The sequence below is a fragment of the Pseudomonas sp. Xaverov 259 genome (genome assembly GCF_019352915.1).
In the GTDB taxonomy this organism is placed as follows: Bacteria; Pseudomonadota; Gammaproteobacteria; order Pseudomonadales; family Pseudomonadaceae; genus Aquipseudomonas.
Genome location: NZ_JAAAFV010000057.1, coordinates 920,635 through 942,270 on the forward strand (window position 1 = coordinate 920,635; position 21,636 = coordinate 942,270).

Annotated in this window: 17 protein-coding genes; 4 read left to right on the forward strand and 13 right to left on the reverse strand. The window is 62.6% G+C overall.

Going from position 1 to position 21,636, the window contains the following annotated elements; all coding sequences use genetic code 11:
• Position 1: 1 nt before the first annotated feature.
• From K0H48_RS27120 to tagH, 13 genes are all read right to left on the reverse strand, one after another.
• Positions 2–382 (reverse strand): helicase, encoded by a 381-nt coding sequence (locus K0H48_RS27120; RefSeq protein ID WP_219270080.1) that lies wholly within the window; start codon positions 380–382, stop codon positions 2–4.
• A 124-nt stretch (positions 383–506) separates the two neighbouring features.
• On the reverse strand, positions 507–1,433 hold the full coding sequence (tagQ, locus tag K0H48_RS27125; RefSeq protein ID WP_138813295.1) for a type VI secretion system-associated lipoprotein TagQ: 927 nt from the start codon (positions 1,431–1,433) through the stop codon (positions 507–509).
• 84 nt (positions 1,434–1,517) lie between these two features.
• Positions 1,518–3,230 (reverse strand): SUMF1/EgtB/PvdO family nonheme iron enzyme, encoded by a 1,713-nt coding sequence (locus tag K0H48_RS27130; protein ID WP_219270082.1) that lies wholly within the window; start codon positions 3,228–3,230, stop codon positions 1,518–1,520.
• Entirely contained in the window at positions 3,223–4,407 is a 1,185-nt protein-coding gene (locus tag K0H48_RS27135) for an FtsX-like permease family protein (protein ID WP_219270084.1), read from the reverse strand. Before K0H48_RS27135 ends, K0H48_RS27130 begins: the two co-directional genes overlap by 8 nt.
• Complete coding sequence (locus tag K0H48_RS27140) at positions 4,407–5,111, reverse strand: ABC transporter ATP-binding protein (RefSeq protein ID WP_219270086.1); 705 nt, start codon at positions 5,109–5,111, stop codon at positions 4,407–4,409. The genes K0H48_RS27135 and K0H48_RS27140 overlap by 1 nt, the downstream gene beginning before the upstream one ends.
• Positions 5,111–8,089, reverse strand: coding sequence for a serine/threonine-protein kinase (locus tag K0H48_RS27145; protein WP_219270088.1), 2,979 nt, complete (start codon positions 8,087–8,089; stop codon positions 5,111–5,113). Before K0H48_RS27145 ends, K0H48_RS27140 begins: the two co-directional genes overlap by 1 nt.
• Positions 8,086–8,805 (reverse strand): PP2C family serine/threonine-protein phosphatase, encoded by a 720-nt coding sequence (locus tag K0H48_RS27150; protein WP_219270090.1) that lies wholly within the window; start codon positions 8,803–8,805, stop codon positions 8,086–8,088. Before K0H48_RS27150 ends, K0H48_RS27145 begins: the two co-directional genes overlap by 4 nt.
• Positions 8,806–9,459, reverse strand: coding sequence for a type VI secretion system-associated protein TagF (gene tagF, locus K0H48_RS27155; RefSeq protein WP_219270094.1), 654 nt, complete (start codon positions 9,457–9,459; stop codon positions 8,806–8,808). It abuts the gene before it with no gap.
• Positions 9,456–12,956 carry a type VI secretion system membrane subunit TssM gene (gene tssM / locus K0H48_RS27160; protein ID WP_219270096.1) on the reverse strand — a complete coding sequence of 1,167 codons (3,501 nt, stop codon included), beginning with the start codon at positions 12,954–12,956 and terminating at the stop codon, positions 9,456–9,458. Before tssM ends, tagF begins: the two co-directional genes overlap by 4 nt.
• Positions 12,953–14,242 (reverse strand): DotU family type VI secretion system protein, encoded by a 1,290-nt coding sequence (locus K0H48_RS27165; RefSeq protein ID WP_058421128.1) that lies wholly within the window; start codon positions 14,240–14,242, stop codon positions 12,953–12,955. The genes tssM and K0H48_RS27165 overlap by 4 nt, the downstream gene beginning before the upstream one ends.
• A gap of 6 nt (positions 14,243–14,248) precedes the next feature.
• Positions 14,249–15,583 carry a type VI secretion system baseplate subunit TssK gene (tssK, locus tag K0H48_RS27170; protein WP_219270100.1) on the reverse strand — a complete coding sequence of 445 codons (1,335 nt, stop codon included), beginning with the start codon at positions 15,581–15,583 and terminating at the stop codon, positions 14,249–14,251.
• Positions 15,584–15,601: 18 nt separating this feature from the next.
• Positions 15,602–16,111: a type VI secretion system lipoprotein TssJ gene (gene tssJ / locus K0H48_RS27175; protein WP_138813286.1), complete on the reverse strand. Its 510-nt coding sequence runs from the start codon at positions 16,109–16,111 to the stop codon at positions 15,602–15,604.
• Between the two features lie 56 nt (positions 16,112–16,167).
• A complete protein-coding gene (gene tagH / locus K0H48_RS27180) occupies positions 16,168–17,490 on the reverse strand; it encodes a type VI secretion system-associated FHA domain protein TagH (protein ID WP_219270102.1) in 1,323 nt (440 codons plus the stop codon).
• A gap of 393 nt (positions 17,491–17,883) precedes the next feature.
• Between tagH and tssA the strand changes: the two genes are divergently transcribed.
• From tssA to K0H48_RS27200, 4 genes are all read left to right on the forward strand, one after another.
• Positions 17,884–18,903 (forward strand): type VI secretion system protein TssA, encoded by a 1,020-nt coding sequence (gene tssA / locus K0H48_RS27185; protein ID WP_219270104.1) that lies wholly within the window; start codon positions 17,884–17,886, stop codon positions 18,901–18,903.
• 54 nt (positions 18,904–18,957) lie between these two features.
• On the forward strand, positions 18,958–19,464 hold the full coding sequence (tssB, locus tag K0H48_RS27190; RefSeq protein WP_017135823.1) for a type VI secretion system contractile sheath small subunit: 507 nt from the start codon (positions 18,958–18,960) through the stop codon (positions 19,462–19,464).
• A gap of 2 nt (positions 19,465–19,466) precedes the next feature.
• A complete protein-coding gene (gene tssC, locus K0H48_RS27195) occupies positions 19,467–20,963 on the forward strand; it encodes a type VI secretion system contractile sheath large subunit (RefSeq protein ID WP_017135822.1) in 1,497 nt (498 codons plus the stop codon).
• Between the two features lie 149 nt (positions 20,964–21,112).
• A complete protein-coding gene (locus tag K0H48_RS27200; protein ID WP_005792512.1) occupies positions 21,113–21,601 on the forward strand; it encodes a type VI secretion system tube protein Hcp in 489 nt (162 codons plus the stop codon).
• The last annotated feature ends 35 nt before the right edge of the window (positions 21,602–21,636 follow it).

Consider the following 21,636-nt stretch of genomic DNA (forward strand, 5'->3'; position numbering starts at 1 on the left):
GCTACCTAGCTGTCTTTTTGCGCGGTTTCAAATACTTGGTCAGCCCCTGGAACCAGATCACCAGCGCCGGGTCGCCCTTGATCTGGATCGACTTGTCCTGAATCCCCGTCATGAACGCCAGTTGCTTGTTCTTCGCCTGCATCGTGGCGAAACCGTAGGCGGCATCTTTAAAGGCAATAGCAAAGGCCGGCGCTGGGTGAACACCTGAGCGGCTGGTGATGCGCTGGTCTTTGACGATGAAGTGACGGGCAACTTTGCCGTCGAGAGTCTGCAACTGGAACGCCAGGTCTTTGTCACCCAGCTGTTGCTGAAAGGCAGGATTGGTGCGGCTGGCTTTGCCCATCATCAGGCCCAGCACCCACAGAAGAAGACGAAATTTCATGCACACAGCCTCAGTGTATTTATTAAGTGGCCGCAGCAGTGTAACGATTTACCGACAGAACGCCACCGATCTCGCGCTTTAGCAGGAGATCGGCAGGCGTTTAACGCTTATAGCAACATGTTGCTTAAACGTTAGGGCACGGCACTGGCGCCCAGTCGGCCAGGTTCGGATCGCGGCAGGTGCCTTCGATCTGCGCCTTACCGGCGCTGGCGACCTGCTTGCTTTCAGCCTGCTTGGTTTGCACGGTCTGAATACTCTTCTCGGTGGTCACCGCTTCTTTCGGCACGGTTGGCAGCACCGGTTTTTTCGCGACTTTGGCAGGCGTCTTGCCTTTCTTCGCCGGCACCACCTGCGGCGTCGTGTCGGCCTGGGCCACGGTCACTACGTCAGCACGCTGCACACCCACTTGTTTCAGGTCTTGCTCGTAAGCCTGGGTGTAGTTGTTCAAGTCTTCGCTGGCCTTGCCGTTCACTGCAACGATCAGGTCATTGGACTCTTTCAAGCCAGCCACGATCTCCGCCAGGCGCTTGCGGCCTTCGGTGTCGTTGACGGTCTTGGCCTTGCGATCATTCACCAGCTTGGTGAATGCGCTCTGGTAGCACTGCTGGGATGCCTTGGCATACGCGGTGCTGCGGTCGATGTCAGAGGCGCTCTTGTTGAAGTCGGTGGAGTAGGACGCGATGCGCTGGTTGTCATCGGTGATCTGCTTCTGACGCTCGGTGTAGTAACCCGCCGCGCCACCCGCCAGGGCGCCGCCCGCTGCACCAATGGCAGCATTACGGCCGCGCTTGTCGGAGTCGCCGGTCAGCGCGCCCAGCAATGCACCGCCGGCTGCGCCCAGGGCGGCACCGGTGACGACCGACTTGGTCATGTTCGAATCGGTTGCACGCAGGTGCTGCACCGGCTCGTAGCAGTTGGGGTAGTACTCGACCTTGGTGCTCGACGCGACCTTGGAGGCCGGCGACGTAGCGCAACCTGTCAACACGGTGCTGAAACCGGCTGCGATCAGCAGCAGGTGACGCTTGGAAACCGCCTTACGGGAAAAAAGCATAGGTGTGTTCTCTGTTAAGTTTGACTTGCCCAGCACGGCCCACCGCCGCCTGAGTCCCTTCCAAGCTCGCCGCACAACCAACGGTCAAGACCGCTGACCGCTCGCTGCGAGCAGTTCCTTCAAGATCGCTGCCGGGTCGGCCCGCTGTTGCTTGCGGTAGTTGCCGACATGGCGAACGAACAGTGTCGCGCGCGTCACCAGGCTCTTGCCGAGCACTGGCTTGCGATCCAACTCTTCCTTGATCCTTTGAAACTGGGCCTGGATCACCGCATCGGTGTAGCGCGTGCCGGTTGCCAGGTTGTCGATATAAATCGCCACCGCGCCGTCGAGGGCGCTGCGGCCATTAGTGATGGCCATGTCGAACAGTTGCGCGCTGGCCTCATCCTTGTTGTCTTTGGCCTGCTGGCGGCTCTTCTGCAAGTTGGCCAGGCGGATGTTGTAGTTGCTGATGGTCTCGGCCACCAACGCGGCCGACTGGATAAGGTTGCCCGCCGCTTCTTCGCGTTGCTTGGCAATCATCGAGACGTTGCGTTTCAGCTCTTCGTTGACCAGGCCGAGTTCGGCTTGCAGCTTGGGGTCGACGCTGGCGGCGATGATGCTGTCCAGGCGCTTGGTCGGGTCCTGGGCGTCATCGATGGCGTCAGTCAGCGAGGCCAGGCGGCCTTCTTTCTGCCACTGGGCAAACAGTTCCTTGTAGCGCGAGCGCGGCGCCGACAGTGCACCGATTGCCACGCGAAAACCGGTGGTTTCGTTGCTTTGTTCGGTGCCATCGGCCGCGAACAACGGGTACTCGCGGCGCATGCCGGTAAACAGCGTGCCCTCGCCTTCCAGGTAGTTGCCACCCTTGACCACAAACCCGCCGTAGGTGCCCTGGCGGCGCCCGGCATGCACCAGCTGGAACGATTCCTGGACCATTTCTGCCGCGTTGCCGATCACGTCAAACAGGCCGATAGGGTTGGGCAATTTGGTACCGATGGGCATCAAGCGCGCCGCCTGACCGGTGCCGCCGGCGACCTGGTTGAACACCGCGTAATCTCCCAGCGGGCCGTCGCTTTCGCTGCCTTCGACGCGGCGTGGGAACAGGCGCCCTTCCAGCTCTTGACGGCTCACCGCCTGGCCACCGCGTGCGGCGTATTCCCATTCCACTTCGGTGGGCAGGCGCACAAAACCCAGGCCGCCATCTTCGGCCGAAGAACCGCGACCACTCACCGGCAGCAACTCACGGTGGTATTTCATCAGCCAGGCGCTGTACACCGCCGAAAAACGTTCAGCCTCGAAACGCGACAGTTTTACCTTGGGCAAACGCGCGGCCATGCCGGTCGGTGCATCACAGGCCGGAGCCGGTTCGCCGCTGGCCAGTGACTGTGCCTGGGACATCACCTGCGCATACTGGCGGGCCGTCACTTCGTACTTGCCGATGAAATACAGCATCGGCTTGAGCGGGGTTTTGGCGTCGGTTTTCGGCATCAACGGCGCGATGACTGTGTTCCAGCCCTTGGGCAAGTCCTTGAGGGTGAACTGGCCATTGATAAAGTCGCGGCGATAGCCGGAAATAAACGATTGCTGATAACCCGCCTCGCCTTCGGCAAAGGGGTAACCGAGGCTGATCTCGCGGTCATCCAGCGTGCCTTGGGCCAGCACGTAAGCGTAGCGAAACACCATGTTGCCTTCGCAGGGCAGCGGCAGGCTCACGTCATCGGGCAACGGTTTAGGGTTATCGAGTTTGTCACTCGCCTCATCGGCCCACGCCAGCGAAGCCAAGCTCAGCGCCACACAAGCGCCCAGTAACTTATACATCTCTGATTCCTTCAGAAGCCTGGACCCGCGCCACTCGCCAACCGCCACAAGCCGCCGCCACGGCGCTGACGCCGAGGATTGCAACCAGGGCCAGGCCGTAGTGACGCGCCAGCAGGTGACTGGCGTATTCGCCCGGCACCTGCACAAATAATTTATTCAAAGCTGCCTCGGCCAGGCCATACAGCCCGGCGCTGAGCACGGCGGCAAACCCTGCGCTGTACAGCGCCTGCAACACCACAAACAACAACAGCGCGCCGGTGGAAAACCCCAGCAGGCGCAACACCGACAATTCCCGCCGCTTGCGTGCAACCGCCGCCAGCGTCCCGGCGAAGATCGCTGCAAACGCCCCGGCCAAGGCCAACCCGGCAATAATCCAGAACACTAACGACAGGTTGCGGCTCAACGACTGCACTTGGGCAATGGTCTGTGCCTGAGTCGACACCAGCAGATTCTGCCCGGCGAAATACATCCGCAGCGGCTCCACATCGACGAGGTTGCGCGCGTAAAGTCGAAACGCCGGATACACACGCTGCTCGCTCACCCCAACTACATCCCCGTCCCAGCCCAACGCCGGTACGGCACGGCCATCGCGGTAATCTTCCGCCGCTTCCAGCAAGCCCAGATCCGCTAACAAGCCATCGCGGGCGAAGGCTTCCAACGGCAACACCGCCAGCACTTGCAGGCGCATACGCTGGGCTTCGACGCGCCCCGCCACTTGCCGTGCAAAACTGGTTTCCAGCCAGTCGCCAGGCCGCGCCGCGAGCTTTTCGGCGGCGGTGTGGCTCAGCACGATCTGGTCCAGGCCCCTGGGCATCGGCAAACCGCTGAGTAATGGATCACCCGCCGCCGTCGGCAGCATTTCCAACGTCAGCGTACCCACCTGCGCAGTCGCCGCGATTTGCCGGGTGCGCGGCACGGCAAACGCCACATCGCTGCGCTGGCCAAGCTGCTGGATAAATTCGCGGCTGAATCGGCCACCGCCCAATGGGATAATTTCACGGGTGGCCGGGTCGGTCTCCAAGCGTTCGGTCAAACTGCCAACCAGTCCAAATTTCAGGCCGAATAACACGAGTAAGGGCGCGATCACCGCCACCAGCGCCAGCACCGAACAGGCCGACAGCCAGGCGTCATTGCGGTAATCCTGCCAAGCCAGCGACGCCACCAAGCCGATGCGCATCAGCACACCTCCCCGAGCATGGCCGTGACGCCGCCATCAGGGTCACGACGGCAACCGATGCGCCGTACCTGCAAGCCACTGGCGCGGGCCAAGGGTTCGTCATGGGTGGCGATCACGCAGGCGGCACGCTGTTCGCGGGCCTGGGCCAGCAGCGCTTGCATCACGCGCTCGGCATTCAGCGGGTCCAGCGACGCGGTCGGCTCATCCGCCAGCACCAGCTGCGGCGCATGGGCCAGGGCACGGGCGCAACTCACGCGCTGGCGTTGGCCTACTGACAAATCCGCCGGTTTCTTCGCCAACTGGTCGCTGATCTCCAGCTGTTGGGCCAGGCGCGCCACGCTGCCATCATCTTTCAAACCGAGCAATTGCCGCGACAAGGCGATATTGCTGCGCACATCGAGAAAGCCCAGCAGGCCGCCGGTTTGCAGCACATAACCCAAGTGCTGGCAGCGCAGCGCAGCCAGTGTGGATTGCTGATCGGCACGCCACAGCCCACCGATGTCGGCCTGGTGAAATTCAAACTGTCCAACGTGATCCGGCGCCAACACCAGCGCCAACAGATCCAGCAAGGTGCTTTTGCCGCAACCACTGGGCCCGACAATCGCCAACTGCTCACCGGCACGCAGCTGCAAGGCCGGAATCAGCAGGCTGTAACGCTGGCTCCCCGTGCCCCGGCTTTTGTGTACCGCGCTCAAATTCAGCATTACGGCAGCGTCGACAACGGCACGCGGTACAACGCATCGCCCGGCTCGGCATCGCCGAAACGGACCCAGTTGGCCACGTCATTGTGGAAGGTTTCGTAGAGGCGGATTTTCGAATCCAGCTCGTCGATAAAGTCTTCCTGCTCGGCCACGCTCAGCGACAACCACAAATCCTGGGTCATGTTCAGCGACTTGCTGCGATACGGCAGGCCTTCCAGGTACTCGCCGAGCAGGCCGCCATCGGCCAGGTTGCCGCCCTTGCGCAGGGCCTGCGGGTCACGGCTCATATAAGCCGAAGCGCTGGCAATTTCCTGGAAGAAGTCCTTGGGCGAGGTCTGGGTTTTGCGCGCGGCATCCACGATCAGTTTCAGCGATTGCTGCAGGTCGTTGAGCTGCAACTTGGTGAGCATCACGCACACCTGGAACGCCGGCAGCGCCGGGTTGGTCAGGTCGCGGTCGGCGGTCCAGGCGCTGACCAGTTGCGGCGCCTGGCTTGCGGTTTTGCGGCCAAGGAAGTCCATGTGCATGGCGTAGCCGACCGCTGCGGATTTATCCGCCAGGCTCGGCGCGCCGCTCAGCAACGGTACCGGTTGCTGCGTGTCGCTGCGGACTTGGTGCACCAGATTGGCGAACACCGTGCCGATCTCATCCACCCGCTCACCCAGCTTGTGCACATCCCCACCGGGTACCGGCGTGTAGAGGTCGCCGATCTGCGGGTTGGCGTCGGCGGTGAGCACGCGGTACTGGGTTTCGGCACCGGCGTGGGTTTTCTTGCCGGCGTCGGTGCGCAGGTGCAGGGCGTAAATCTTGATCTGCTTGCCGAGTGCCGCCTGACGCACTTCGGCTTCGTTCATCTGGGTGGCGGCGAACGGATCGTTTTTGCGCAGCGCACCGGCATCGGTGACCAGCAGAATGATGCGCCCGCCATAGCCGGACCAGTCCATGCCATCGACCGCCTGCATGACCCCTGCAAATGCATCTTCGTTGAACGAATGGCTGGACACCGTGGACGCTTTGACCTGACGCGCCATGTCGAGGAAGCGCTGCGGGTCGCGGCCCTGATCCAGGGTGATAAGCGTCTTGGCGACGTATTCCAAACCGGGGGTTTTCTTGATGCTGTTGCGAAAGCCCACCAGCCCGAAGCTCACGCTATCAAGCTCGCCGCGCTCGGCAATGCGGGTTTGCAGCTCATGCACCACATCGCGAACCTGATCGATGTAAGGCTGCATCGAAACCGTGGTGTCGACCACCAACACCACCGCCGTGCGGAAAGCGTCCGCGGCGATCGCTTTGGTGGCCGGCCTGGCCGCCGTGCTGCCCGGGTCGATGGACGCCACATTGAGTAACTGCACCGGCTGGCCGTTTTCGTCGAAGCTCTCTTTGGAATCAAAAATCGGCAGCAGGTAAAACTGGTTTTGCGGCACGGCGCTGGCCGTCGGCTCAAGCGCCAGCACCTGTTGATTGTCGTCGCTGTTCTTCTGCGCCTTGGCCAATACGTTTTTGGCGGCGGCGGGATCAGCCAGCAGCTTTTCCACCTGCGTCGATTGGCGCAGGAACATCACTGGCGCTCGACCCGAACGCTCGGTGAACTTGAGCACCAGGCTTTGCTTCCAGTCGCTGACTTGAGCGGCGGGCAACCAACCATCGCTGCGCCCATCGGTAGCGGCACCGACGCGCACCCACGGGCTGCCGTCAATGTCTTTGCGCTGGTAAACGTAGAGCACCGAAAACGCCGGCAGGGCTTCACCTGCTGCACCACCGGCATCATGGGACAGCTTGGCGCCCGGCTTGCTGAGTACGCGCTGGAACAAGGTCTTTTTACCAGCCATCAGCAACGGCCGCTGGCCGCCATCCGCCTCGGCTACCACCGGTTTTACCTGCGGCGGCGGTGTGGTCTTGGGCACTACGGCAACGGGCGGTTTGGCAGGTTCATCGCTGCCACTCAGCCACCAATAACTGGCGCCACCAATGGCCAGCGCAACCGCCACGGCTACAGCCGCCAGCGCCAACACAGGTCCACGGCGCTGCTCGGACACAGCGCGGTGTTGCGTTGGCGTCACCACCGGCTGACGCACCGGTTGCGGCTGGGGTTTTTCGGTCGGAATCTCAATGGAAACTGGCGTCATTCCGGCCAAGTCAAAACTCAGCGGAATCGGCAACGGCCGCACCAGCGTGGCTTCCGGCGAATCTGCCGGCAGTTGGTCCAGCGCGCGCAGCAACGCCGCCGCATCCGGAAAACGCTCGGCCGGATCCTTGGCCAGCAGTTTGCGTAGCACGTCCTGATAACGGCCATGGTGCACCGGCAATTCCGGCAACGGCTCGGTCAGGTGCGCCAACGCCGTCGAAAGCGCATCGGTGCCGTTGTACGGCAGCTTGCCGACGAGAATCTCGTAGAGCACCACGCCCAACGCATACAGGTCGGCGCGGCCATCGATTTCCTGGCCACGCGCCTGCTCCGGGCTCATGTAGCTCGGCGTGCCCACGGCAAAGCCGGCTTGAGTGAACTGGGTGCGATCGTCCAGGGACTTGGCGATGCCGAAGTCCGAGAGCACGGCAGTGCCGTCAGCGCGAAACAGGATGTTCGCCGGTTTGACGTCGCGGTGTACCAGCCCTTGGGCATGCGCATAGCCCAACGCCGAAGCAATCTGGCGGATCAGCGTCACGCCCTGCTCCGGCGTCAGGCCGGCGGCGATGCGCTCTTTGAGCGTGCCGTTAGGCAGGTATTCCATGGCCATGTAGTACAGCTCACCGACATTGCCGATGTCATGGATGGTCACCGTGTGCGGGTGCGACAAACGCGCCAGGGTCTTCCCCTCACGCAGAAAACGCTCGCAAAAACTCGGGTCGGCCGCCAGCGCCGCCGCCATCACCTTCAAGGCCACCTTGCGCTCCAGCGAGCGCTGGGTCGCCAGGTACACGCTGGCCATGGCGCCTTCGCCGATCTCGCCTTCGATGTCGTAGCCCGGGATCACAATATTCATGGCGAGACCTTCACGACAATGGCAGTGATATTGTCCGGCGCGCCACGGTTGAGCCCCAGGTGCACCAGGCTGCGCACGATTTCGTCCGGCGCGTCGTGGCTCAGCACTTCACGAATTTCATAATCTTCGACGGTCTTGTTCAGGCCATCGCTGCACAGCAGGTAGCTGTCGCCGGGGGAAATCAACAGGTCAGCCACCGCCACTTCCAGCTGGGCTTCCACCCCCACCGCGCGGGTGACGATATTGGCGCGAGGATGCACGCGCGCGTCGGCTTCGCTGAGCAGGCCGCTGTCTTGCAGGTCTTGCACGTAGCTGTGATCGCGGGAAATGCTGTCCAACTGCCCCTCGCGCAGGCGGTACAGGCGACTGTCGCCAGCCCATAAACACACGCCACGCAGGCCACGTGCGGCGAGCACCACCACGGTACTGCCCATCATGGTCACGCCACGGTTGGCGGTTTCCTCACGCACGCTGGCGTTGATGCGGATCAGGTCATTGCGCAGCGCCGCCGAATATTCATCCAGAGAGCGCCCTACCGGCACATTGCGCAGGCTGTCGACGATCAAGCTGCTGACGTAATCGCCGGCCGCATGCCCGCCCATGCCATCGGCTACCACCCACAGGCGGTTTTCCGGCAGGTCCAGGCACGCATCTTCATTGACCTGGCGCACCATGCCCACATGGCTTTTGCTCGCGGATTTAAACGTCGCCCCCATCTACACCACACCTTCTTGTCCGAGCAAAAACTGCGCAAAATCGCCGGCAGCAGGCAAACCCTGGCACCGCAATAAACCTGGGGAAATACGTTCTGAACCACGGCCCCACCACAGGCTGGCGCCTTCACAGGCCTGCTCGGCCAGTGCGGTCATGCGGCTGTGGGGCACGGTGGCGGCGACCCGTTGCAGGCCCGCGAAGCGGCTGCCCACCGCACGCGGCCTACTGGCCGGGATGCCCAGGTTATCGAGGCCGTCGTTGAAACTTTCAAAGGTCGTGCCAGCATCCAGGCTGCTGAGCAACAGCTCTTCGGCCTGCTCAAACCATGTATCCGGCCCGCCCACCAGGGACGCCGGATTAGTGTCGTGATCGAGCAACGCCACCACCGCCAACGGGAAATAGCGCCCGACCCGATCAATGCTCGGCATCACCACACCCGTCGCCGCATCCGGCCCGCACACGCCCGGCGCCAACACAAAACGCCACAACGGGCTGACCAGATAGACGTTGAGCCAATCGCCGCCCAGGCTGTTCTGGCTGGCGAGCAAACCTGCGGCCAGCCAGCTGTCCCACGGGCCGATAAAACTCTGCGGCAAGGCGCGGCTGACAAAGTCACCGCGGCTGGCCAACTTGCCGTAGAAGCCGAGCGTGGTCATAACCGCTCCGGCAGGCTGAAGCCACTGAGTACGCGGCTCTTGAACGGGTTGAAGGCGCTGTTGGCGCGCAACTCGTAGGCGATGCTCGCGCCATCGACCCGCAGACGCAGGTTGAAGCGGTCCGGCGAATTGCCGGCGCTCAGGTCCGACTGCTCCAACAGACGGAACCACGCCCAAGGGCCGTCCAGGGTCACGCCGGAACGGCCGCTGGCTGACGGCGGCATGATCGAAATACGCACCACGCCGATGCTGCCGGGGTTTGGCCATTGCATCGCCACCGGGCGGCTGGGGCCGTGGTCGTAGCTCAGTTGCTGGCCGTCGAGGTCGAGCAGGAACTGGGTGATGGTCGGGTCCATCGACACCGGCTTGAGCTCGAAACGCACGATCGGCTGAGTGCCCCCCGATCTAAAGAACGCGTCACGAATAGCCGCCGCACGCTGGAAGGTTTGCAGCACGCCCGGTGCAATCCCAAGCTTCTGCGCCGCGCCCGGCTGCCAGCGCCAGGTCTGCGCGGACGTATCCACGTAAGGCTGCAGGTATTTGCGGAAGTAGTTATCCATCACCCCGCCCACGCCGAAGAACTGGCCGAAGTCATCCAGCGTGGCGTCCCGCGCGCTGCCCGGCGACATCGGATAACGCCCCGCCAGAGACTGGCGATACACGTTGACCACTTCACTCACCCACGCCGCATTCAGCTGGTTACGCACCCCGCCCATCATGCTGTTGGTGGTGGAGTTGACCACCGACTTAACCATGCCCAGCACCAGCGGCGGCTGGCGTTCGGCATTCAGGCTGACCCGCGTGGCCGCAGCCGCCGCCTGGTTCTTGGCTTCGCCGAGCAAGGCGTCGCCACTGGCGCCGACCATGGCGCTGACTTGCACATACAGCGCGTTCATGTCCGCCAGCAGACCGTCGATGGCCGCTGGTTCGCCTTCGTTTTTGCTGACGATGCTATTGAGTTCGGCAAAGTGCGCGGTCACCGGGTCATCCGCAGCGGCAGGTGCATTGGCCGTCGGTTGCTCCTGGCCGAGCAGGCTGCCGAGGCGCTCCTTGAGCTTGTCGACACCGCCTTCTACCGGCACGCCTTCGGCGGCCAGTTGGCGTTCTTCAGCCTGCAGGTCAGTCTCTTTGGCGACAGCTACCAGCAGTTTTTTCAGCGGCGAGGTCGGGCCGGAAATTACCCGCAGCACATCGGCCGCCTGGGCCACGCTGGTGATCGGCACAAAGTCGATGTCCGCAAGCAACGCATCCCACTGGCGCTGGTAGTCCTGGAAGTACAGGCGGCGCACATCGGCGGCCAGGCTCACCACGTTCTGCTGATCGGCTTGCTCGCGGCCCAGCACCCATTGCTCTTCGGCCAGGGTGCCGCTCTGGTTCAGGCTGCTGAACAGGAACGCCTGGCGATAGCCTTTGGCGGTGAAGAACCCACTCAGCGGTTCGCCCAATGGCTTGCCGCTTTTACGGCTGAACACCAGCGCAGCATCACGGCCGGCGGCTTCGTTGAGGCGAAAGTCCGCAATGCCCTCGGGCAGTTTCTGGCGTTTGACCCGGTCGTAAACACGCTGTGCAACCGGCAGCTGTTGCAACTGGCGACGCAGGTCGTCGATCAAGCGTGGGTCAAGACGCGCATTGGGCGGGTGGCGGTCGAACAGCGCCTGCAAGTGCCCGGTCAACGCCTGGCGCTGATCGGCCGGCAGGTCACGTGGCAGGTTGCGGTCCCAGTCCAGGGCGATCCAGGCCTTGATGAAGTCCGGGTCGTAATGCTCGCTGTCGGCGAGCATCAGATAGGCCTTGAGACCCTCGTAAAGGAAGTCGGACGTGCCGCCGCCGTGCAGTTGTTCTTCGATGCGCGTCACGAGTCGCGGCGCGAACACGGCGATCAATAGCTTGCGGTAGACGCTGGCGGATTCGGCTTCAAGCATGTCGCCCTGATACAGGCCCAGGCCTTCTGACCAACTCGGCGAATCACCCGCAAGGCTCTTCACCGCGTTGAGCAACGGCAACACGGCCAGCACTTCGCGCTGCGCCGGGCTGAGGTTCTGTACGACCTGGCCCAGCGGCGCGACCTTCTGATCAACCTGGGCGATATACGCCTGGTTGGCGCGATAACTCACCCACCACAGGCCACTGACCACCACCACCAAGGCGACGGTAGCTGCCAGCACACCGCGTGCAATCCACTTGCGACGGCGCTCGACTTTCGGGTTCACACCCACCAACCCACGCTCGGCAAACGCCACGGCAGTGAAGAGTTTTTCGATGAAATAACTGCGCCCGGTGCCGCTCTGACGCGCCAGGTGCTGGCGGTCCAGGTTCATGCTCTGGGCCATGGCGCCGATCAGGCGATCAATCGGGCTGCCTTCCTGGGTGCCGCTGGTGAAGTACACGCCGCGCAGCAACACGCGCTCTTCGAAGGCATTGGGTTTGAACACGCCTTCGAGGAAGCTTTGCAGGCAATCTTTCAACGCGCCGAACTGCTGCGGGAAGCCGTAGATCAGGTCGCGCCGTGCCGGGTCGCGCTCTTGTTGCAGGCGTTCCACCAGCCGTTCGTTAAGCCGCTGTTCCAGGCCCGCGAATTCGCTTTGCAGATGGGCCAGCGGGCTGTCGCTGTTTTTGCCGTCGTCCAGGGCGAAGGTCATGCCCCACACCTGGGCGCGGTCTTCCTTGCTCAGGTTGTCGAAGAACTCCATAAAGCCCGGCACCAGGTCGAGCTTGGTCAGCATCAGGTAGATCGGGAAACGCACGCCCAACTGGGTGTACAGCTCCTGGATCCGCAGGCGAATCGCGGCGGCATGGGCGGCGCGTTCGGCATCCGTACCGAGCAGCAGATCCGAGAGGCTGATGGCGATAAACGCGCCATCAATGGGCCGACGCGAACGCTGCTTTTTGAGCAGGTCGAGAAAGCCCAGCCACGCGGCTTTATCCACTGTGGAGTTGCTGTCCTGGGTGGTGTAGCGGCCAGCGGTATCGAGCAAAACGGCCTGGTCGGTAAACCACCAATCACAGTTACGCGTACCGCCAACGCCACGCACGGCACCGGCGCCCAACTGGGCAGCCAGTGGAAAGTGCAGGCCGGAATTGACCAGCGCGGTGGTCTTGCCCGAACCCGGCGGGCCGATGATCACGTACCACGGCAGCTCATAGAGGTTGCGGCGCTCATCACCGCCCAGCTTGGCCTTTTTCAGCAATGTCAGGGCTTCGTCCATGCGCTGGCGCAAGGTCGACAACTCTTCGGCCGTGGCCACGCTGTTGGGGTCAGCCGGGGTTTCGGCGGCGAGGCTGCGCATCACTTCGGCGGCCTGGCGGCGCGCCTGGATAATGCGCACTACGCGGTAGGCGATCCACAGCGCAAACACCAGAATGATCAGCGCCCAGCGCCGCCCTTCCGGCATCAGCACATCGAGCAACGGCCCCACAAACCAGATGATCAGGCTCAGGGCAATCAGGCCCAGTACGGGGATCACCCAGCGAATCATGAAACTGAAAAACGCCTTCACTCGACGCCCTCCGCCAGTACGGTGATTTCAACCCGACGATTGCGGGCACGGCCTTCGGCAGTGCTGTTGGTAGCCACCGGCTCGGTGTCGCTGCGGCCTTCGGCGCTGAAGCGATCCGCCTGGCCGGTCTTGGCCGCCAGAATTTCCAGCACCGACTTGGCGCGTGCTTCGGACAATGCCCAGTTGGACGGGAAACGCAGCGTGGCAATCGGGCGATTGTCGCTGTGCCCGGTGACACGCACCTGGCCCTTGACCTTGCGGATGGCGTCGGCGATGCGCAGCATCAGCGGCTCGAAATCATCGCGGATGCTGGAGCTGGCAGACGCGAACAGTTCATCGCCACGGATCGTCACCACGGAGCGGTCAACTTTGTCTTCCACCGCCACGCGGCCCGCCTTGATGTCTTCCACCAGGAAGCCGGCCAGGCGCGGCCGCTCGATGACTTTGGGCTGCGCCACCGGGCGGTCGATGGCCTGCACCGGAATCTCGCCCAGGGCATGGATATTCTTGAACACCGGCTCCGCATCCGACGCCAGCTTCATGCGCAAGCCAAACAGCAACGCCAGCAGCAGCGCCAGGCCGATAGCCACGGCGATCCACGGCGGCATGAATTGCGCCAGGCGATCACGCGCCACGGTCACGCCGCGCCAATGCGGCGACAGCTCGCGCTCGTGCTCGCCACGCGCACTGCGAATCGCAGCGGCGGTGCGCTCACGCAGGGCTTCCAATTGGCTGCGGCCATCGTTCATCACGCGGTAGCGGCCTTCAAAACCCAGGCACATGCACAGGTACAACAGCTCCAGCAGGTACAGGCGCTCACGCGGGCTTTGCAGGCAATGGTCGAGCAACTGGAAGACTTTCTCGCCGCCCCAGGCTTCGTTGTGCACGGTGATCAACAAGCTCTGCTTGCCCCAGTCGCTGGCACTGCCCCACGGCGTGCTAAGCACGGCTTCATCGAGCGCCGTACACAGCGCGTAACGCGCCAGCAGCACTTCGTTGCGCGCCACGCCGGCGGCCTCGGCGCGTTCTTCGAACTGGCGCAGGTAGGCCAGCAACTGCGCACGCAGGCTGGCCGGCGCTGGGTGGGCGATGGTGTTGCGCAGGCGCGTCAACAACGCCAACAACGGCCCGGCGGCGCTTTCCAGCGGGTTGAGGCCCTGGCTTTTGCCGGTGAGAATCGGTGCCGCCGGCATCGACAGCGGTGCCGGTTCAGCACGTGCAGGTTCTGGCGCACGGCCCCCTGGGCGCGGCATGAACTGGGTGCGGTCATCATCATTGGGATGCATCGCGGATTATCCTCGGATCGCCCAGAAGGCCAGGTTCAAGCCCGGGAACTGCCCGGCGATATGGAAGGCAAACCCGCCGGAGTTGTTCAGTTGCTGCCAGTGCTCGCTGCCACGGTCCAACTCGTAATAGGTGCTGCCTGCGTGGTACGGGATCTGGCGTGGCGCAACCGGCAACGGCAGCAGGCCGATGCCTGGCAATTGCAGGTTGACCATGTCGCGGATGTGTTCCACCGAGCCGACTTTGCTCTGCTGGCCGAAGCGTGCGCGCAGGGTCTCGCCGGGCACGTCGGCACGCACCACGAGGATGAAACTGGCGCTGTCGAGCAGGGTTTTGTCGGCGAGCATGGCCACGTGGATGCCGTAGGCTTTTTCCACAATCGGGATCGGCGTGGCTTTGCTGTCGATCAGCATCGACAGGGCTTCACGCAACGCCGCCACCACCGGGGCGAAGCTCAGGGACAGGTCGTCGTGCTGGTATTGCGGGTATTCCTGAGGGCGACGACCTGAGGTTGAAAAGGTCGAAAACTCACCGGCCAGGCTCACCAGCTCGCTGAAGAATCGCTCTGGGTGCAACGGGCTTAACTGGCTCAAATGCTGGATCAGCGGCTGTGCCCGGTTGACCAATTGCAGCAGCATGAAATCGGCAATTTCCGACGCCCCACCCGCACCCGAGGCGACCACGCGGCCCGCCAGGGCCTCGCCGCGCTGGTGCAGCAGGCCGAGCAATTCGCTGCGAAAGGCCGTCAGCGGTTTGCTCGCGGCCACGTCCAGCACCGGTGGGATGTAAGTGTCGTCGAGTACCAGCGCGCGGTCGGCGCGTTTTTCCTTGATGCGCACCAGGCCGATGGCGGCGTAGTCACTGATGCCGTCCTGGGCGGTCAACAGGCGCAGCGCTCGGGAGCCAACGGCCACCGGCGCGCGGTTTTCAAACGGGGCGTTGTCGTCGCGCACTTCGCGCACCTGGCTGACGTAGCGCGCGGCTTCCAGCGCTTCGCCTTCATCCACTGTGTCGCGCGCACCGGCGCGCTTGAGCGGCAACGCCAGGTACACCAGGCCATCGCGCAGGTTGTCGTCGATATTCAGCGGGCTCGGCGCCAGGTCGTCCTGGGGGATATTGAACGGTGTGCCGTCGGGCAACAGGCCACGCGCCGACACGATCGCCAGCTTGCCCTGGGCCAGCAGGCCCTGGTCAATCAGCAACTCGGAAAAGCCCCAGGCACCGGCGGACAACGGGCGGCTGCGCGCGTCGATGAGGTTTTCCAGGTAACGGTCATGCTGCTGGAAGTGCTGCGTTCCGATGAACATGCCTTCCGACCAGACCACGCGATTGTTCCAGGACATGGGGACTCCGAGGGTTTCTTATTGGGCAGGGCTGGATGGGGGAACCACGACGTCGGCGCGCACGGCGCGCACATCGAGGCTGATCTGGTATTCGGTGTATTGGCGCGCCGGAACGCTGAGCACCGTGCGCCATTGCGCGCGGTCCAGTTCGCGATAGCCCACCAGCAAGCCGATCTGGCGTGTGGAGGGGTCAAGGTCGCGCTGAATGCTCAGTTGCTGGCCGGGCTGGATCATCACTTCATCCTGGTCCAGCAGGTCCAGGCCAAGGGTGGATTGCGCGCGATCAGCCAAGGCGAAGTAGTCGGAGCGACTGAAGGTGGCGGCGTTTTTCAGCTCAAAAATACGCACCCGTACCGGCGCGGCCTGGCCGTTGGCGCCGGGGTTCAGCCCGGCAATGGCGTGAAAGTGCAGCTCGACGGCGGCAGTGCCTGCTTGCGCCTCAGCGGCAACCTCGGGTTTGACCGCGTCCTTGGCACACGCCGTCAGCAACAGCGCGGTGGCGGCTGCGAGTAAAAACCTGGGAATCATCCTGCGTCCTCAATGACGTACTTAGCTATCCGTTTTATCCATTATTGCGGCGCGTTTTAGCGTCGCTGTCGTGCGCTGTGTTCTTCGTAAGCCCGGCTGAATTCACGACCGAACAAGTCCTGGAAATCTTCCTGGGCCTCACGGGAAATATTGCTGTAGAGCTCGGTGAACTGCTGCCAGTACTGCGCCTGGCGCGAGCCGTTGAACAGGCTCGACAGCCCGGCGGGCTTGCCCATGCGTTCTTCCAGCTGTGCCGGTTCAAAACGCGTGAGCAGGTGCTTGATCGCCGCTTCCACACCGGCCATCACCGCCAGTTGGTGAGCGCGCAGGTCGTCGAAACTGTCGCGCACGGCAATGTCCGGCGCCATAAACGCTTGGTTTCCATGACGAAGCAGCAGCAGTAAGGCTTCGTCAGCATTCGGCGCAAATTTCAACGGGTTGTTTTCAGCCGGTTGGATCATGGTCTGCTGCATGCGGAACTCGCCTTTGAGGCTGGCGCGGGCACGCAACACATCGATCAACCCTTCGACCATTAGGCGGTAGCTGCGGCCGATGCTTTCCATCTGTGCTTCGGCTTGAGCCTTGTCGAGGCGCAACTGGTCCAGCCCGGCGCCGCGCAGGAAGGCTTGCAGCAAGTCGGGCTGTTGGGTGATGGCCGGGGCGGTTGGCTGGACGACCGGCGCTGCCGGCGGTTCAGGTGGCGCAACCGGCGGTGGCGTTGCAACAACGGGCGCGGGCGTGTCGCCGAACAAATCCCAGTCTTCGGGAATCACCGAGCCCGACACCACGGGATTTTCGACCACGGGCACCGCGACCGGCGTTGGCGGACGAAAATCGTGCTGCTCGCTGGGTACGTGGTCCGCCACGGTAGGCGGCGGTACGGTGGTCGGAGTGAGGAAGTCGAACAGGTCGGGCAACGTGTCCATCGACGACGCGCCCTGAAACTGCGGCGCGATCACAGGCACGGGTGCGGGTTTGTTCGCCACCGCGCCCATCAGCGCTTCAAAACTGTTCGGCGAATCGCCAGTAAACGGTTGGCTATCAAGCGCTTGCACGTTGAAATCGATACGCGCCTGGATCTCGTAATCGCCGATGCGGATCAACTCGCCATCTTGCAACGGCTCGCTGTTCCCTCTACGCATTCGGATACCGGCGTTAACCAGCTCCACTCCGTTTGTACTGTTATCGGTTAGATAGTAACGGCCATCTTTGTATTGGATAACGCAATGTTGCGAGGAGACTAACCGCTCTGGATCGGGCAATACCCAGTCATTGTCGGAACTGCGGCCGATAGCCATCACGCCCTGATTCATGGACTTTTCAGGGCATTGACCCGGGGTGATCTTGTGATAACTAGTGATAGTCAAACACAGCGACATCTTGCCTCCTTGCTGATACATCGCGCGCGGTCTATTCCAAGGGAGAGCGCTTCCCGCAAGCACCCTGCCAAGTCGTGCAAACGACCGTAAAATCTGCTTTTGTCAGCATGATTGCTGATCTTAACCGGCTTCTGTGACAAAAATCCTGTCTGGGGGCGCCGTCAGACCCGTCAGTCGCGCAGTGTGTTAAACACCGCACATCTGTCACAGAGGGCGAATAGCTTACCTTGACAACGCGTAACTACTACACCAAAAATGCACAACTTCTTGAACATAAGTGATGGCACCGTAGTGGCACGCTGAGTATATGACCAAGAAAACATGCAAAGTTCATTGCGCAACTAATGCATGAATTGCCCGCCATCTAACGGGCTGATAAGGAGATCGAATCAAGTGGATGTGCCGTTGCTGCTCGCCGCCGTTTCCGCGACTTCGCCCTGTGGCGAAGACCTGGAATATGACGCGCAATTCCTTCAACTGGAACGTGATGCCAAGGGCCAACCCGAGCGCAGCATGGGCGACTCGATCTTGCCCGCCGAACCACCACAATGGCGCAGCATCCAGCAGCAAAGCCTCGATTTGTTGCAACGCAGCAAAGACCTGCGTATCACCCATTTCCTGTTGCAAAGCTCCCTCGCCCTCCAGGGTGTGGCCGGGCTTGCCGAAGTCCTTAACCTGATCAACGCGCTGCTGCGCGAATACTGGGCCGAACTGTACCCGCGCCTGGATGCCGACGACGATAACGACCCCACGGTGCGCATCAACGCCCTGTCTGGCTTGACCAGCGACGCGACCATCCGCCTGCTGCGCGAGAGCATCCTCACGCGCTCGCGCACGTTCGGGCCGGTGAGCCTGCGCGCGGCGCTCAACGCCAGCGGCCTGTCGAACTTCCCGGATGAACAACTCGGCGCCCAGCAACTCAACGCCGCGTTCCTCGACAGCGACCCCGAGCAGCTGCAAGCCACCCGCGACGCCTTGAGTGCCGCGCGCGCCGCCTGCGAAGCCATCGAACAACAGGTCAGCGACCAAGTCGGCTCGGCCCAGGGCGTGGACCTGAGCCTGTTGAAACAGCCGCTCAAGCAGGCGCTGCAGATCCTCAATCAAGCCGTACCCGACCCTGCAGGCAGCAGCGAACCCGAGGCCGTCAGTGAAGACGATGCCCCCTCGGCCGATTTCGCCGCCGCCCCCGCCGCACCGCGCCCAACGGGCGACATCGCCACCCGCGATGATGTGCTGCGCAGCCTCGACAAAATCCTTGCGTACTACACCCGGCACGAGCCTTCGAGCCCGTTGCCGGTGCTGTTGAACCGTGCGAAGCATCTGGTGCACGCCGACTTTGCGGCCATCGTGCGCAATCTGATCCCCGACGGCATGTCCCAATTTGAAAACCTGCGCGGCCCGGAAGGCGAGTAAGCCGCCGGACTGTGCAGTAACAACACCGTCGCTCAAGCGACCAGGAGCAGCAACGTGGCGAAGCAAAGTTCTCAGAAATTCATCGCGCGCAACCGTGCGCCTCGAGTGCAGATCGAGTACGACGTCGAGCTTTACGGCGCCGAGAAAAAGGTCCAGCTGCCCTTCGTAATGGGCGTGATGGCCGACCTCGCCGGCAAGCCTGCCGAGCCGCTGGCGCCTGTGGCTGATCGCAAGTTCCTTGAGGTGGACGTCGACAACTTCGACTCGCGCCTCAAGGCCATGCAGCCACGCGTAGCCTTCCACGTACCGAATGAGCTGACCGGCGAAGGCAACCTGAGCCTGGACATCACCTTCGAAAGCATGGACGACTTCAGCCCCGCCGCCGTGGCCCGCAAAGTCGATTCGCTCAAGCAATTGCTCGAAGCCCGCACCCAATTGGCCAACCTGCTGACCTACATGGACGGCAAGACTGGCGCCGAAGAAATCATCATGAAGGCGATCAAGGACCCGGCACTGCTTCAGGCACTTGCCAGCGCGCCTAAGCCAGCAGGGGATCAGTAATCATGACCGACAATACCGCCCGCGAAGGCTCCCAGATTCTGGGGGCTACCGAAGAAGCCAGCGAGTTCGCCAACCTGCTGCTGCAAGAATTCAAACCCAAGACCGAGCGTGCCCGCGAAGCCGTGGAAACCGCTGTACGCACCCTGGCCGAACAGGCTCTGGCGCAGACGGACCTGGTCTCCAATGACGCGATCAAGTCGATCGAATCGATCATCGCCGCCATCGACGCCAAGCTCACCGCCCAGGTCAACCAGATCATCCACCACCCGGATTTCCAGCAACTGGAAAGCGCCTGGCGTGGCCTGCACTACCTGGTCAACAACACCGAGAGCGATGAGCAGCTGAAGATTCGCGTGCTCAATATCGCCAAACCTGAACTGCACAAGACCTTGAAGAAATTCAAGGGCACGGCGTGGGACCAGAGCCCGATCTTCAAGAAGATGTACGAAGAAGAATACGGCCAGTTCGGCGGCGAACCTTACGGCTGCCTGGTGGGCGACTACTACTTCGACCAGTCCCCGCCAGACGTAGAGCTGCTGGGCGAGCTGTCGAAAGTCTGCGCCGCCATGCACGCCCCGTTCATCGCTGCGGCCTCGCCGACCGTGATGGGCATGGGCTCGTGGCAGGAACTGTCGAACCCGCGCGACCTGACCAAGATCTTCACCACCCCGGAATACGCCGGCTGGCGTTCGCTGCGTGAATCGGAAGACTCGCGCTACATCGGCCTGACCATGCCGCGCTTCCTGGCGCGCCTGCCGTATGGCGCCAAGACCGACCCGGTGGAAGCCTTCGCGTTCGAAGAAAACACCGACGGCGCCGACAGCTCCAAGTACACCTGGGCAAACGCTGCCTACGCGATGGCGGTGAACATCAACCGTTCGTTCAAACACTACGGCTGGTGCTCACGCATCCGTGGCGTGGAGTCTGGCGGTGAAGTGGAAAACCTCCCGGCCCACACGTTCCCTACCGATGACGGTGGCGTGGACATGAAGTGCCCGACCGAAATCGCCATCAGCGACCGCCGTGAAGCGGAGCTGGCCAAAAACGGTTTCATGCCGCTGCTGCACAAGAAAAACACCGACTTCGCCGCGTTCATCGGCGCCCAGTCGTTGCAGAAACCGGCCGAATACGACGACCCGGACGCCACCGCCAACGCCAACCTGGCCGCGCGCCTGCCGTACCTGTTCGCCACCTGCCGTTTCGCGCACTACTTGAAGTGCATCGTGCGCGACAAGATCGGTTCCTTCAAAGAGAAGGACGAGATGCAGCGCTGGTTGCAGGACTGGATCCTCAACTACGTCGACGGCGACCCTGCGCACTCCACCGAAACCACCAAGGCCCAGCACCCGTTGGCCGCCGCCGAGGTGATCGTGGAAGACGTCGAAGGCAACCCGGGTTACTACAACTCCAAGTTCTACCTGCGCCCGCACTACCAGCTCGAAGGGCTGACCGTGTCGCTGCGCCTGGTATCGAAGCTGCCTTCGGCAAAAAGCGCCTAACTCGCTCGTTCCCACGCTCCGCGTGGGAATGCCGCCCGGGACGCTCCGCGTCCCAGTGACGCAGAGCGTCACAGGATGCGTTACCACGCAGAGCGTGGGAACGATCAGCGTTAATAAATTCTGTGGCTGAGACCACACAGGGAGAAAACATGGCTGTTGATATTTTCATCAAGATCGGCGACATCAAGGGCGAGTCCATGGACAAGGCCCACAAGGACGAAATCGACGTGCTGAACTGGAGCTGGGGCATGGCCCAGTCCGGCAACATGCATGTGGGCGGTGGCGGCGGCGCGGGCAAGGTGAATATCCAGGACCTGTCGCTGACCAAGTACGTCGACAAGGCTTCGCCCAACCTGATGATGCACTGCGCCAGCGGCAAGCACATCGACAAGGTCAAGCTGACCGTGCGCAAGGCCGGCGGCGAAAGCCAGGTCGAGTACATGGTGATCAACCTGGAAGAAGTGCTGGTCACGTCCCTGAGCACCGGCGGCTCGGGCACCGATGATCGCCTGACCGAAAACGTCACCCTGAACTTCGCTCAAGTGATGGTCGACTACCAGCCGCAGAAAGCTGACGGCACCAAAGACGGCGGCGCGATCAAGTTTGGCTGGAACATCCGTTCCAACACCAAGCGCTGATAGCCCTGGCGGCCGCAGCCCCTGGCTGCGGCCCC

Coding starts and splice junctions, on each gene's coding strand:
- tssJ (WP_138813286.1), bottom strand. CDS start 16,111: ATGATTCCCAGGTTTTTACTCGCAGCCGCCACCGCGCTGTTGCTGACG.
- K0H48_RS27140 (WP_219270086.1), bottom strand. CDS start 5,111: ATGCTGAATTTGAGCGCGGTACACAAAAGCCGGGGCACGGGGAGCCAG.
- tagH (WP_219270102.1), bottom strand. CDS start 17,490: ATGTCGCTGTGTTTGACTATCACTAGTTATCACAAGATCACCCCGGGT.
- tagQ (WP_138813295.1), bottom strand. CDS start 1,433: ATGCTTTTTTCCCGTAAGGCGGTTTCCAAGCGTCACCTGCTGCTGATC.
- K0H48_RS27145 (WP_219270088.1), bottom strand. CDS start 8,089: ATGAATATTGTGATCCCGGGCTACGACATCGAAGGCGAGATCGGCGAA.
- tssK (WP_219270100.1), bottom strand. CDS start 15,583: ATGTCCTGGAACAATCGCGTGGTCTGGTCGGAAGGCATGTTCATCGGA.
- tssC (WP_017135822.1), top strand. CDS start 19,467: ATGACCGACAATACCGCCCGCGAAGGCTCCCAGATTCTGGGGGCTACC.
- K0H48_RS27200 (WP_005792512.1), top strand. CDS start 21,113: ATGGCTGTTGATATTTTCATCAAGATCGGCGACATCAAGGGCGAGTCC.
- tagF (WP_219270094.1), bottom strand. CDS start 9,459: ATGACCACGCTCGGCTTCTACGGCAAGTTGGCCAGCCGCGGTGACTTT.
- K0H48_RS27120 (WP_219270080.1), bottom strand. CDS start 382: ATGAAATTTCGTCTTCTTCTGTGGGTGCTGGGCCTGATGATGGGCAAA.
- K0H48_RS27165 (WP_058421128.1), bottom strand. CDS start 14,242: ATGCATCCCAATGATGATGACCGCACCCAGTTCATGCCGCGCCCAGGG.
- K0H48_RS27150 (WP_219270090.1), bottom strand. CDS start 8,805: ATGGGGGCGACGTTTAAATCCGCGAGCAAAAGCCATGTGGGCATGGTG.
- K0H48_RS27130 (WP_219270082.1), bottom strand. CDS start 3,230: ATGTATAAGTTACTGGGCGCTTGTGTGGCGCTGAGCTTGGCTTCGCTG.
- K0H48_RS27135 (WP_219270084.1), bottom strand. CDS start 4,407: ATGCGCATCGGCTTGGTGGCGTCGCTGGCTTGGCAGGATTACCGCAAT.